The organism is Agrobacterium burrii, assembly GCF_017313405.1.
In the GTDB taxonomy this organism is placed as follows: Bacteria; Pseudomonadota; Alphaproteobacteria; order Rhizobiales; family Rhizobiaceae; genus Agrobacterium; species Agrobacterium burrii.
Genome location: NZ_JAFLNA010000011.1, coordinates 176,391 through 189,381 on the forward strand (window position 1 = coordinate 176,391; position 12,991 = coordinate 189,381).

The 12,991-nt window shown below is 58.4% G+C and carries 13 protein-coding genes and 1 tRNA gene; 7 read left to right on the forward strand and 7 right to left on the reverse strand.

What is annotated here, in order from left to right:
- Window positions 1-16: 16 nt before the first annotated feature.
- Complete coding sequence (locus JZX89_RS20125) at window positions 17-919, reverse strand: NUDIX hydrolase (protein ID WP_207135156.1); 903 nt, start codon at window positions 917-919, stop codon at window positions 17-19.
- 210 nt (window positions 920-1,129) lie between these two features.
- On the opposite strand from JZX89_RS20125, the gene JZX89_RS20130 reads away from it, so the two are divergent.
- Window positions 1,130-1,504, forward strand: a complete 375-nt coding sequence (locus JZX89_RS20130; protein WP_149901200.1) for a PAS domain-containing protein — start codon at window positions 1,130-1,132, stop codon at window positions 1,502-1,504.
- Window positions 1,505-1,570: 66 nt separating this feature from the next.
- Window positions 1,571-2,098 (forward strand): thermonuclease family protein, encoded by a 528-nt coding sequence (locus JZX89_RS20135; RefSeq protein ID WP_207135157.1) that lies wholly within the window; start codon window positions 1,571-1,573, stop codon window positions 2,096-2,098.
- A 50-nt stretch (window positions 2,099-2,148) separates the two neighbouring features.
- Here the strand turns inward: JZX89_RS20135 and JZX89_RS20140 are convergent.
- Together JZX89_RS20140 and JZX89_RS20145 are read right to left on the reverse strand one after the other, a co-directional pair.
- Window positions 2,149-2,224: transfer RNA gene (locus tag JZX89_RS20140), tRNA-Ala, on the reverse strand.
- A gap of 152 nt (window positions 2,225-2,376) precedes the next feature.
- Window positions 2,377-2,766, reverse strand: coding sequence for a TIGR02300 family protein (locus JZX89_RS20145; protein WP_149901198.1), 390 nt, complete (start codon window positions 2,764-2,766; stop codon window positions 2,377-2,379).
- Window positions 2,767-2,964: 198 nt separating this feature from the next.
- Here JZX89_RS20145 and cmk point away from each other — a divergent pair, with 198 nt between their 5' ends.
- Both cmk and rpsA read left to right on the forward strand, forming a co-directional pair.
- Window positions 2,965-3,624: a (d)CMP kinase gene (cmk, locus tag JZX89_RS20150; protein WP_207135158.1), complete on the forward strand. Its 660-nt coding sequence runs from the start codon at window positions 2,965-2,967 to the stop codon at window positions 3,622-3,624.
- A 171-nt stretch (window positions 3,625-3,795) separates the two neighbouring features.
- Window positions 3,796-5,496, forward strand: coding sequence for a 30S ribosomal protein S1 (gene rpsA, locus JZX89_RS20155; protein WP_149901196.1), 1,701 nt, complete (start codon window positions 3,796-3,798; stop codon window positions 5,494-5,496).
- 101 nt (window positions 5,497-5,597) lie between these two features.
- Here rpsA and JZX89_RS20160 read toward each other — a convergent pair whose 3' ends face one another.
- The 4 genes from JZX89_RS20160 to JZX89_RS20175 form a co-directional block, all read right to left on the reverse strand.
- Window positions 5,598-7,151, reverse strand: coding sequence for a hypothetical protein (locus JZX89_RS20160; protein ID WP_207135159.1), 1,554 nt, complete (start codon window positions 7,149-7,151; stop codon window positions 5,598-5,600).
- 265 nt (window positions 7,152-7,416) lie between these two features.
- Window positions 7,417-7,725 (reverse strand): hypothetical protein, encoded by a 309-nt coding sequence (locus JZX89_RS20165; protein WP_207135160.1) that lies wholly within the window; start codon window positions 7,723-7,725, stop codon window positions 7,417-7,419.
- A gap of 47 nt (window positions 7,726-7,772) precedes the next feature.
- Window positions 7,773-9,005, reverse strand: coding sequence for a hypothetical protein (locus JZX89_RS20170; RefSeq protein WP_207135161.1), 1,233 nt, complete (start codon window positions 9,003-9,005; stop codon window positions 7,773-7,775).
- 82 nt (window positions 9,006-9,087) lie between these two features.
- Entirely contained in the window at window positions 9,088-9,714 is a 627-nt protein-coding gene (locus JZX89_RS20175; RefSeq protein WP_046801718.1) for a ribonuclease D, read from the reverse strand.
- A 163-nt stretch (window positions 9,715-9,877) separates the two neighbouring features.
- On the opposite strand from JZX89_RS20175, the gene JZX89_RS20180 reads away from it, so the two are divergent.
- From JZX89_RS20180 to JZX89_RS20190, 3 genes are all read left to right on the forward strand, one after another.
- Window positions 9,878-10,492: a nucleoside 2-deoxyribosyltransferase gene (locus JZX89_RS20180; RefSeq protein WP_207135162.1), complete on the forward strand. Its 615-nt coding sequence runs from the start codon at window positions 9,878-9,880 to the stop codon at window positions 10,490-10,492.
- Entirely contained in the window at window positions 10,489-11,238 is a 750-nt protein-coding gene (locus JZX89_RS20185) for an SDR family oxidoreductase (protein ID WP_207135163.1), read from the forward strand. The genes JZX89_RS20180 and JZX89_RS20185 overlap by 4 nt, the downstream gene beginning before the upstream one ends.
- Window positions 11,239-11,789: 551 nt before the next feature.
- On the forward strand, window positions 11,790-12,977 hold the full coding sequence (locus JZX89_RS20190) for a M24 family metallopeptidase (RefSeq protein ID WP_207135164.1): 1,188 nt from the start codon (window positions 11,790-11,792) through the stop codon (window positions 12,975-12,977).
- Window positions 12,978-12,991: the final 14 nt, after the last annotated feature.

Below are 12,991 nucleotides of genomic sequence, written 5' to 3' on the forward strand. Positions count from 1 at the left end.
TCATTGTGAGCATATGTCAATTGCGAGAGAGCGGCAGTTTCGTTCCGGAGAGGGCGCGTTCGTCGAGAACGGTCTGGCGGAAGCGGAAAAGCTTTGCCGGGCGTCCGCCGGTTTCGCTCGTCATGTCGCCGGTCTCTTCCACCAGTTGCTGCTGTTCGATCAGCCGGCGGAAATTCTGCTTGTGCAGGGTCAGTCCCGCCAGCGCTTCGATCGCGCGCTGTAATTGCAGCAGGGTGAAGGTATCAGCCATCAGCTCAAAAACCACCGGGCGATATTTGATCTTGGCCCTCAGGCGAGCGATGCCGGTGGCGAGAATGCGGCGGTGATCGGCAAACATCGGCCTGCCGAAATTGATCCGTGGCTCGCTCTGGGCTTCCTCGACAAGGCCCGCCTCGTACAGCAATTCGTAGCGCTGCAGCGTCAGTTCTTCGTTCCAGCCGCCACCATCGAGGCCGAAGGTGAAATCGGCCCGCAGGTGACGCTGGCTTTTGCAGGCGGGATCGGAATCCGCCCAGGCCCGCAACCTGTCGATGATGGTATCCAGAACCGCCGGGCGGCCCTGCCGATGATCCTCCCAGGGTAGGTATTCATACCAGCCGTGCCAGAGCGCGTGCCCGTTGCCCGACGATTCATGCTCGCGAACCAGCCCCAGATAACCGATGGAGATGGTTCTTCCTCCTGGAATATCGTTGTTACGGTCGCGATCCGCGAAGGTGTAAAGCTGCTCGAGATAACCGACCGGATGATGGGTCTGCTCGTGGATCCACTCCCGCAGCCCGCTTTGCAGCGTTCTGTGCCCGAATTCGAATGGGCCTGAGGGAAGTGCCGCGCCCGCCCGGACGGTCATCACCCGCGGTTCGTCTCGCGTAATGGCGGTGACGACGGCAATGAGTTCTGCATGGGCAAGCCCGATGGTCACGGCGACTCCTGTTTTGGGTTACGATGTCAACCTTCTTTGGCACAGGAAGGCTGCTTCGCCAACAAGGGGCGGGCGGCAAAGTGCTTTCTATATCCGCATGAAGTCTAAAGTAGAATATCATCAAATAAAAGGATAAATTCTTGTGATTAGTCATGCATTTTTTGTTATGTTATAAAAAAGTTATAAGCATTCATGTAGTGTAGAAAGCCGATGTTAGAAGATATATCTCTGGAAGAGACGCTGATTGGTTATTATACGTGGAGCATCGGTCAGAATCTGGTTTATCTGGATGCTGTGGCGTCGCGTTTGCGCGATTTCTCCTTTGAAGAGGCTTCTCGCGGCATTCCGGTGGAGAAGTTCATCGCCCAGGTCGAGGTTGGTTCACAAGCCCGGGTGGCGCGAGCGGTCCATAATTCGCTGATAAGCGGTGAGTTTTATGATCAGGAGAGCCGGATTGATCTCAAGGCTGGTGGGTTTCGTTGGCTCAGGACGACTGGCAGGGTGATTCACGACTGCGACGGCATTCCGATCATGGCAATGGGGACAATTCGCGACGTTACCGCTCGCAAGGTCCTGTTGATGTAATGCTGCGTCTCTTCTACTCTGGAGCGGGATAGGTTCATATTTTATCGCTTTTGATGTTTCGGTGATATGGCTCGGCAGATCGCAATTTTGCTGTTTCAGATCGTTTTGGTGATAGGGCTCGGCATTGCCGGCATGCGCATCGCTTCGTTCCTCAATGGCGAAGATGGCTATGAGACTGCCGGTCTTGCGGCGAACACGGAGATGCTGTGGACGACCTCCCCGGTGAAGGTCGATACCCGTCACCAGAACTATGAGCGCATCCCGACCCCGCCCGACCCCTATCCGCTAAAAATACATGGCGACCAGCGCCTGCGCGTGGTCGCCAGCAATCGCTTCACCTTCAAGGGTCAGGAATTCCGCCTTGCCGGCGTCGAAGACATCGACCGTAATCGCGTCTGCGCCGGCGCTGATGGCCGCCGCTATGCCTGCGGCCTGAACGCCTTCAAGGCGCTGGAGAACCGGCTGCGCGGCAAATATCTCGAATGCCGGGTGGTGGTGGAGGGTGGGGCAGTCCAAATTGTTGAATGCCGGATCAAAGGGCAGGACGTGCGAACGCTATTGCGGGAGACGATCTTGCCGGTAGCCGGCCGATAAGGCGTCCGGGAATGTCCGTCAACGGGTGATTTATCGTGTCTGGGAAGATTTGGTGGAGCTAAGCGGGATCGAACCGCTGACCTCTTGCATGCCATGCAAGCGCTCTCCCAGCTGAGCTATAGCCCCATAAGGGTTCCGGCATTTCGTCCGGTTCCGGGAACCGAAGCGGCTGTTGTTCCGTTCGGTGGCGGCTTACTACTTCGGCTAATCGAAGAGTGCAAGCACAAAAAACAGCCCGGCTTCATTTTTTTGTCGCCGGGCTGGTTTATCCAATAAGATCAAGCTTCTTCGTCGTCGCCCGTAACGCCGATGATGCCGGACATGTCGTCATCGTCGTCGTCTTCGTCGGCTTCGAGGAAGGTGTCGTCTTCGTCGCCGATTTCCACGTCGTCTTCGTCATCACCCATATCGGGGATTTCGTCGCCGCTGTTGTCGCCATCGGCATCTTCCAGCGATACGAGTTCGACTTCCGTGTTCTCGGCGTCGACTTCCGCTACTTCCTCTTCCTCAGCCTGCTCGAGCTTTGCCTGAGCCGTGCTTTCCTCGAAGAAGGAGAGCGGCCAAGACTTGCCGGTATAGGGAGAAACGACCGGATTGCGGTTCAGATCGTAGAACTTCTTGCCGGTATCGGGGTCTGTGCGCTTGGTACCAAGGTCCGCTTTTGCCACTGTCTAAGCCTCAAATTGTCGAATGAGTTTCGGTGTGTACGCCGTAAAACCGGCATAGACTGTAAAATTTCTAGCCGGTCCCCTTAATCGTTGCGGTCTTTCGTGTCAAAGACAAACTTCGGGCGTTGCCCTTGCAACGCACCTTATATGCCGGGCTGCTGATGAAGATTGGAAGCAGCCGAACGCTATATTATATGAATGACGCACACACAGGCAGAGAGCTTCATGACATTCACGATCGCCATAGACGGACCGGCTGCGGCCGGCAAAGGAACGTTGTCGCGCAGGATCGCGGAAATCTATGGGTTCCACCATCTCGATACCGGCTTGACCTATAGAGCCACAGCCAGGGCCCTTCTCGATGCCGGGCTACAGCTGGATGATGAGGCGGTGGCTGAAAAGGTGGCGCTGGAGCTCGACCTTGCCGGTCTCGACCGCTCGGTGCTTTCCCGGCACGATATCGGCGAGGCCGCTTCCAGAATTGCGGTGATGACGCCGGTGAGGCGCGCGCTTGTCAAGGCGCAGCAGCGTTTTGCGACAAAAGAGCCGGGCACGGTTCTGGATGGCCGAGACATCGGGACGGTGGTGTGCCCGGATGCGCCGGTGAAGCTTTATGTCACGGCTTCGCCTGATGTCAGGGCAAGACGTCGTTATGATGAAATACTCGCCAATGGCGGCAGTGCTGATTACGACGCCATTTTTGCAGAAGTGAGGAAACGCGACGAGCGCGACATGGGCCGCGCGGACAGCCCTTTGAAACCGGCTGAAGACGCGCACTTGCTAGATACGTCGGAAATGAGTATAGAGGCGGCGTTTCAGGCCGCGCGGGCGATCATCGACGCCGCCCTGAGGAAATAGGTTTTTCGCGGAACCGCTTCATTTCGGTCCGCGTTTAGTCCGGAATTGCCTGAAGACATGTCCTTGCGCCGGAAAGCCTTTTAAAAAGGCGGGCATGGGTTCGGGTATCAACAACACTAGCCCACCGGCGCTCTTGTATTCGCCCTCGTGCGGATGCAACCAGGAGATTTCATGTCAGTATCTACCCCCACGCGCGAAGATTTCGCAGCGCTTCTCGAAGAATCCTTTGCCTCTAACGATCTTGCCGAAGGCTATGTTGCCAAGGGTATCGTAACGGCAATCGAGAAGGACGTTGCCATCGTCGACGTCGGCCTCAAGGTTGAAGGCCGCGTACCGTTGAAGGAATTCGGCGCGAAGTCCAAGGACGGCACGCTGAAGGTCGGCGACGAAGTCGAAGTTTACGTCGAGCGCATCGAAAACGCTCTCGGCGAAGCCGTTCTGTCGCGCGAGAAGGCTCGCCGCGAAGAAAGCTGGGTCAAGCTCGAAGCCAAGTTCGAAGCTGGCGAGCGCGTCGAAGGCGTCATCTTCAACCAGGTCAAGGGTGGTTTCACCGTCGATCTGGACGGCGCTGTTGCCTTCCTTCCGCGTTCGCAGGTCGACATCCGTCCGATCCGCGACGTTACCCCGCTGATGCACAACCCGCAGCCCTTCGAAATCCTCAAGATGGACAAGCGTCGCGGCAACATCGTTGTTTCGCGCCGTACGGTTCTCGAAGAGTCGCGCGCCGAGCAGCGTTCTGAAATCGTTCAGAACCTCGAAGAAGGCCAGGTTGTTGACGGCGTTGTCAAGAACATTACCGATTACGGTGCGTTCGTTGACCTCGGCGGCATCGACGGCCTGCTGCACGTTACCGACATGGCATGGCGCCGCGTCAACCATCCTTCGGAAATCCTCAACATTGGCCAGCAGGTCAAGGTTCAGATCATCCGCATCAACCAGGAAACCCACCGCATCTCGCTCGGCATGAAGCAGCTCGAGTCCGATCCGTGGGATGGCATCTCCGCCAAGTACCCGGTTGGCAAGAAGATCTCCGGTACGGTCACGAACATCACCGACTACGGTGCATTCGTCGAGCTGGAGCCGGGCATTGAAGGCCTGATCCACATTTCCGAAATGTCCTGGACCAAGAAGAACGTACATCCCGGCAAGATCCTGTCCACGAGCCAGGAAGTCGACGTTGTCGTTCTCGAAGTCGATCCGTCCAAGCGCCGTATCTCGCTCGGTCTCAAGCAGACGCTTGAAAACCCGTGGCAGGCATTCGCTTACAGCCATCCGGCTGGCACGGAAGTCGAAGGCGAAGTCAAGAACAAGACTGAATTCGGCCTGTTCATCGGCCTCGAAGGCGATGTTGACGGCATGGTTCACCTGTCGGATCTCGACTGGAACCGTCCGGGCGAACAGGTCATCGAAGAGTTCAACAAGGGTGACGTGGTCAAGGCCGTCGTTCTCGATGTTGACGTCGAGAAGGAACGCATCTCGCTCGGCATCAAGCAGCTCGGCAAGGATGCTGTCGGCGAAGCCGCATCGTCCGGCGACCTGCGCAAGAACGCAGTCGTTTCGTGCGAAGTCATCGCCGTCAACGACGGTGGCGTGGAAGTGAAGCTCGTCAACCACGAAGACCTCACCTCCTTCATCCGCCGCAACGACCTCGCACGCGATCGCGACGATCAGCGTCCGGAGCGTTTCGCAGTTGGTCAGGTTTTCGACGCCCGCGTCGTCAACTTCTCCAAGAAGGATCGCAAGGTCATGCTTTCGATCAAGGCGCTGGAAATCGCTGAAGAGAAGGAAGCAGTTGCACAGTTCGGTTCGTCCGACTCGGGCGCTTCGCTCGGCGACATCCTCGGCGCGGCTCTGAAGAACCGCGGCGAATAATCGCTCTGATCTTTTGAAATGAAGAACCCGCCGGAATTTTCCGGCGGGTTTTTTATTGGCGCAGTTTTCGCGTCATCGGAGACGGGTCGGTCACTTGAAATTCAGAGCATGCCGCTCATTCTGAGGTAATAATTTTCTGCACCGTCGTCGTACGCCGCTTCCGGTGGGCTTTCCTGTTTGCCGGTCTCGTCATTGGCGGCCACCCGCTCTTCCACCTCGTCCGCCTCGTCCGGGCTTCCGGCGTTTTCGCCCTCCGCCTCGCCTTCCGCTTCATCCTCCGAAAACGGGCCGCCACCACGCGGTGGTGTTTCCGATTCATAATCCTCTTCCGCCGGCGGATAGGTGACCAGCGGCAGCGGCGTGCCGTCTTTTGCGAGAGCGGCGGCGATCAGCGATTGTGAGGCCGATTGTTCGAGCATCGCCATCCTCATTTCCGGATCGAGTGCTGCGCGGGGGAGGGATTGAGCCTCGGGACGATTGGTAACAGTCTCCGTTTCCTCACTGGACGGGCGAAGCGGCGTCGGCGTTGCGGTTTTTTCGGAGAGTTGCTCCTCCGGCTGCTGTGGCGCGACACCCGGCAGCGGAGCGGATGGCTGTGCGGCGGTCGCGGCTTTGGCGGGAAGTTTCCCGGCCATGGCGGCAAGCAGCAGGTTCTCCATATCCTTGACGCTGGCTGTGGGCTGGCTGGATGGCGCTGTCGAGCCTGTGCGGGCTTCCCTCTGTTCCGCTTTGATCATCTCCCGCTGCGCGAGGGCAGGGCGCGTTTCGCTGTTTTCAGCCCTTGGCGGATGTGCCGGTCGGAGCTCCGCCTGTCCTTCTTTTGCCGTGTCGCCCGCATGCGGCAGAGGCGGACGTGCCGCGCTTTCGGTTTCTCCGTCCGATTTTGCAGCGTCGGGCGCAGAAACGCGCGTTTCGGTTGGTGGGGTGGGAAGATTGGGCCGTAGATCCGACGGCGTCGCCTGCGTCATCACCATAGCTTTTATCGCTGCGCCACCCAGGGCAAGGGGGCCGATGAACAGCGGTGAGAGCCGACCGGTCGTGGCGGCATTTGCCAGCTGTGCTGCCGGGGTCACGTTCTGGCGGCCTTCTGTGCCCTGACTTTGGGTGTTTTGCTGTCTTGGTGGTGCTGCTGGCGATGCCGGTACTGGGCTGGAAGGATTATTCTGCTGATAGGAGGAAACCACCGCTTTCGCCGCCAGATCCATTCCCTTGTAGCGGGAAAGCTCGATCAGCAGGGCGAGGCGGGCCGCCTCCGGGCCGGTGGGCTGTTTCAGAATTTCGGCCAGCATCGAAAGGCTCAAGCCCTGCAGGGCCTTGCTGACCTGCTGTTCCAGCGCCAGGCGCTGCGCGGGGGGCATGGCGCGCAGCGCATCCGTCAGGCGTACCACATAAGTCTCGATGGCTTCACCGTCGCGCCGTGGCAGATTCATCAATTTACCGAGCGTTTCCGCAAGCACGGCGGTGCTGCGGGAAAGCCGAAATTCACTGGTCAGCGAGGCGACCGCTGCTTTTGCAAAAATACTGCTGCCATTGTCGGGAGCAGGACTGGTCACGTGGGGCATTGCGGCTTCTTTCGGCTGCCCGCGCGTCGCCGGTGGAATTGTCGCTCCATAGGTGGCATCGGCTGCCGAAATTTTCGGTACAGGCGGTAACATGGGTGCGCTCCGTTCCTATCGATTACCGCCGCTGGCTGCGAAAGGGCCAATCCCTGGCTCTCTTGATCCGCATCTGACCCGTCTGCTGAAAGATTTACCGCGTCGGTGATGTACAGGTGTCATCTCGCCCGCTCATGCGGGAGCGCCCGTATATGCCGCTGGCGCGAATGCCAGCTCTCTTCGGCACACACAGAATCATCAAGTTGAAGCTTGCCGCGCAGATATTAATATTTGGCTAACCATAAATTATGCCGGACGGCGTCGCTCAGGGCGAAACGCCGATGAACATGCGGTAAAGTCCGTTATCGTCGGAGTTGACCGAAGAAATGTGGTCGGGTTCGCTGAGGGGCACTTCCATGGCCTCCGGTGGCATGGCATCGAGCCAGCTCGCCTTGGGAAAACGTCTCTCCGGCCGAATTTCCACGGGATCGATGGCTTCATCGTCTTCGCCGGGCGTGAGGAAGGTTGTGTTATCTGGGGCGAGCGGCGGGGCGGCCATCGAGAGCAGCGCCTGCGCTGCATTCGGTTCGGCATCGAGACCGGCGCTGCCGGATAGGCCGGAAATATCTGACATGTCTGAACTCACATCATGTTTCGCTCAAATACGGTCGGAAGCGGCAATCATGCCGCCTTTTTCTTCAGCAGTTCATAAAGGCCATTATCGTCGATCGAGATCGGCAAAATGGCGCTGCGGGCGTCATCGACAACCGCCATCGCATCCAGCAATGCTTCCGCATCGGCCGGTGTGGTGGTCGCGTCTGTTTTGGCCTTGTTCGCCTTGGCAGGCGCGTTGTCGTTTTCAGTCGGAGCAGCTTCTTCGTCCGGCGCGGCCGCAAGCACCGAAATCAGGGCGATTTCCGATGAAATATCGACCGGACCTTGCCCCTCCGTGCCATCGGTTTTTTCCCCGGCTGAAGCGTCGATGTGTTCCTTCACGACATCCTGAAGTTCCTGCACATCTTCGAGTTTGCCCTGCGCATCACGGGTCTGGATATCCTGTTCCCGCTCGGCCTTCACTTCGGCATCATTGACTTCGCCGATGCGATCTTCGCCGCGCTCAGCCTGCAATTCTTCCTTGGTTTTCGGGTCGGCGACATCTTCCAGGCGCTGGATGACCTTCAGGGTCTCGCGTGTCATGAAGCGGGTGCCCTGTGCCTGCTCGTTCAGGGCATCCTTGACGGCGCGCGCCGCGTCGCCGAAGGGGTTGGCGATGGCGGCGATCATCTGCTGCGCTGAAACGCCGAGTTCCTTCAGGCCGGTGGATTCCTCCAGATCATTGACACTTTTTGGCAAGGTCGCACGCACCGCCATGATGGCGTCCGACATCTGCACGCCGAAATCTTCTTCCTTGCCCGTCAGGCCGGCACTCTCTGCAATGCGCGCGGCAAGGGCGGCCATCGGGTCGGTCTTGGCGGTGACGCCATTGTTCAGGATGTCTACGACCTGCGCTTCCGAAACGCCGAAGGATTTCAGGGAAATTGTCGTGGCTTTTCCCTGTGCGTCGGCCTTTTCGAAGCTGCCTGTCAAGGTCAGCGCGTCCTGAAGCCTTCGCGAAAACGAGAAGCTCGATTCATCGTTTTCCTGGGTGACGCCAAGGGCGGAGGAGAAGCGGGAGACGAGCGAGGCAAAGGCATCGGCGTCCGGTTTCATGATGCCGAACAGATAGGCGCTTATCTTTTCATTGGCGACACGCAGGCTTTGGTCCGGCTGCGGCTGGGTCTTGACCGCCTCATCCTTTTTGGTGCCGTTCGCCTTTTCCTGCTCTTCGCGCTGGCGTTCCTCGATGGTCTCGACCATCGACCTCATGAGGTCGCTGACGGCTATGCTGGCTGTCTGCTGCAGCGGAGTAATCATCTGAAAAATCCCGGCCACCCAAAGTTGCGGCCGAGAATAGGCAATTCTGGTAAATCAGAGCTTAAACCAAGCGTAAAAACGCTCAGCTATGGGCGAAAATATCCGTTTCTTCCCAGCCGAGAAGATCGAGCTTGGCGCGGGTCGGCAGAAACGCGAAACAGGCGTCGGCATGATCAAGGCGGCCATCGCGCACAAGGCGGTGGGTCAGCTTGTCGCGCAGCGCATGCAGGTGGAGCACATCGGAGGCGGCATATTCGAGCTGCGCGGGCGATAGCGTCTCTGCGGCCCAGTCGGACGATTGCTGCGCCTTGGAAATATCGACTTCCAGCATTTCCTTCAGATTGTCCTTCAGTCCGTGTCGGTCTGTATAGGTGCGGGTGAGGCGCGAGGCGATCTTGGTGCAGAAAACCGGCGTGGTTGTCACGCCAAAGGTGTGGAACAGAACGGCGATATCGAAACGCCCATAATGAAAAATCTTCTGGTGGGCGGGATCTTCGAGCATGCGCACGAGGTTGGGGGCCTGTTTCTGGCCGGCGGCGATGCGGATGACATCCGCGGTGCCGTCGCCCGGCGAAAGCTGGACGACGCAAAGACGGTCGCGGCGCGGCACCAGCCCGAGTGTTTCCGTATCGATTGCGATGGCCCCGGTATAACGCGCGGTATCTTCGGCGGAAATATCGCCTTCGTGATAGCGAATGGTTGCGGCCATGTCTTGCTCCAGAAATTGCAGTCGGTTGCTCCGGCTATAACGGAAAGAATGGCCTGATGATACCGTTTTATGGGCCGGTTCGGCGCGGCTTCGCGCTTGCCTTTGCGAAAGTCTCCGGGTTAGGTTCGGGAAATCCTTTTCTTACAAAACGCATGAATTCCCGATGACAAAGAAAATCTATCTCGCCGGACCGGAAGTTTTCCTCCCGAACGCGCGTGAAATGCTCGATCTCAAGGCCTCACTTGCGCGGGACGCCGGTTTTACGCCGCTTTCACCGGGTGATCTGCAGATTCCGCCGGCCGATACCCGGATCGGCCATGGCTGCAACATCAATGCCGTTGACGAGCGGATGATGCTGGAAGCGGATGCGGTGATTGCCAATCTCACACCGTTTCGCGGTGTCGCCGCTGATACGGGAACAAGCTTTGAGCTGGGTTTCATGTGCGCGCTGGGCAAGCCGGTTTTCGCCTATACCAATGTTGCTGCCAATCATTTCACCCGCATCAAGGCGCATTATGGCGGCGTTGCCACCATCGATGAAACGGGCCGGTATCGCGGGCCGGACGGGCTGTCGATCGAGAATTTCGACATGGTCGACAATCTCATGCTGCATGGTGGAATCCTGCGGCGCGGTGGGGTCATCATTGTCGGCAATGCGCCTGAAGAGGCGCTCTATACCGACCTCGACGCCTATAAACGGTGCCTTGAGGCAGCGGCGGAGAAATTATTGGGACAGACTGATCCTGACAGAGCGAAATTAGCGGAGACATCATCATGAGCGGTACCATTCTCATCACCGGCGCTACATCCGGCTTCGGCCAGGCCACGGCACGGCGTTTCATTGGGGAAGGCTGGAAGGTCATTGGCACCGGCCGGCGGGCGGAAAGGCTGGAGGCGCTGGCGGCCGAACTCGGTTCAGCCTTTCATGGCGTCGCCTTCGATATTACCGATGAGGATGCGACGGCAAAGGCGCTGGCCGCTTTGCCGGAGAGTTTCCGGGACATCGATATTCTCGTCAACAATGCCGGCCTCGCGCTTGGCACTGCGCCCGCGCCGCAGGTACCGCTGAAAGACTGGCAGACCATGGTGAATACCAATATCACCGGCCTGTTGAACGTCACTTACCTTCTCTTGCCGACGCTGATCGAGCGTAAGGGCATCGTCGTCAACCTCTCTTCGGTCGCTGCGCACTGGCCCTATGCCGGCGGTAATGTCTATGCCGGAACGAAAGCTTTCCTGCGGCAATTCTCACTCGGCCTTCGCTCGGACCTGCATGGCAAGGGCGTGCGGGTGACCTCCATCGAACCCGGCATGTGCGAGACCGAATTCACGCTGGTTCGCACCGGCGGCAACCAGGGTGCTTCGGACAATCTCTATAAGGGCGTCAATCCGATCACGGCCGACGATATTGCCAATACGATCCATTGGGTCGCCTCGCAGCCGAAACACATCAACATCAACAGCCTCGAACTCATGCCGGTCAACCAGTCCTTTGCCGGTTTTCAGGTCCATCGCGAAAGTTGATTTCAGTGGCTTTCAGGGAGTGCTGAAAAACCGGGCAGGTATTTTTGAGCTATGCAAAAATGCAATGCTGCATTGCGAGACTTGCTCTGTTAAAAATCACAAATGTCGCTATATTCAAATCATCGAAGCGGCGCACTCCTCCTCCCAGTGCCGCTCGATGTGGATCGGTGGCACTCCTCCTCCCAGTCGCCGATCAAGTTTGAAGCCTGCCGCACCTCCTCCCGCGGCAGGCTTTTTCCTTTTTAGAGCTATTTTCCCGGAGCAATCTCTCGCTGAGTTCCGCCTGATGCCATAGCTGCTGGCGGCTTACCTGCGTTTCCCCCTTGGATTTCCGGGGGATTTTAGATTTCTGCGTCAAGGCGATGAGTGCGGGAATCGGACGCGTGTCGATCACGATTTCGTTATGTCTAGATGAATATGCACAGTTTTGTGGCGGTGCGTGGTGCTGGCCCATTGCTTAGCCCCCGGCCTGTGGTTATTCATGGGCAAAAGAACGCTTGGGAGGTGGCCGACACGCTTGTGTCTGTGCGCCCGAAAGCGGCGGGGAGAGAATGGCAGACTTTCAAGAGGCGCTGAAGCGGTTTCAGCCGATCGCGGTTTCATCGATCGCTGAAGACGAGCTCAGGTTGCGGCTACGCGGCCTTCAAGCGCGGATGATCCAGGACAATGTCAAGGCGGTCTGGCTCGATGCATCATCGTCGCTGACCTATTATACCGGTCTGTCGCTTGGCCTTTCCGAGCGAATTCATGGCGCTTTGGTGCCGGCCGAGGGGGCACCGGTCTATATCAGCCCGACATTCGAAGAGCCGAAACTCCAGACCCTAATCCGTATTCCGGGGACGGTTGCCGTCTGGGAAGAGGATGAAAATCCCTTCGACCTGATGGCAGGACGCGTTGCGGCGCTTTCCTGTCCCGGCCATCTTGTCGCCATCGATCCCGCTACCCCGTTTGTTTTCGCATCCGCCCTGATGCAGCGTCTGGAAGGACGGATCATTTCCGCCCAGCCGATGATCGTTGCCCAGCGACAGGTCAAGTCTGCGGCTGAAATTGCCCTTATCCAGACGGCGATGGACGCAAGTTACGGTGTGCAGATGGCCGTATTCGAAGGGCTTCGTCCCGGCATTTCCACCACCGAAGTGGCTGATTTCGTTAACGCCGCGCATATCGCCCTTGGCATGAAACCGCTTTTCGTGGCGGTTCAGTTCGGCGAGGCGACGGCCTATCCGCATGGCGTTCCCTATGCGCAGACGCTGAACGAAGGCGATATGGTGCTGGTTGATCTCGGCGCCATTCTTCATGGTTATCGGTCCGACATCACCCGCACCTATGTCTTCGGCAAGCCGACAGATAGGCAGCGTTTCCTCTGGAACGCTGAACGCGATGCGCAGGCTGCGGCTTTCGCCGCGGCCCACGTCGGTGCCGCGTGTTCGGATGTCGACAAGGCCGCGCGCGACAGCCTGAAGGCGGCCGGTTTCGGCCCTGGTTATCAGCTTCCCGGCCTGCCGCACCGCACCGGCCACGGCCTTGGGCTGGATATTCACGAAGAACCCTATATCGTTGCAGGAAATGCGACGGCGCTTGAACCGGGCATGTGCTTTTCCATCGAGCCGATGCTGTGCGTTTATGGGGAATGCGGCGTTCGTCTTGAGGACATTGTTTATATGACGGAGGCGGGACCGCGCTGGTTCTGCCCGCCGGAAAAGAACCTCGATCGGCTGTTTCAGCCGGTCGCCGGGTAATTGGTCGGGAGGCA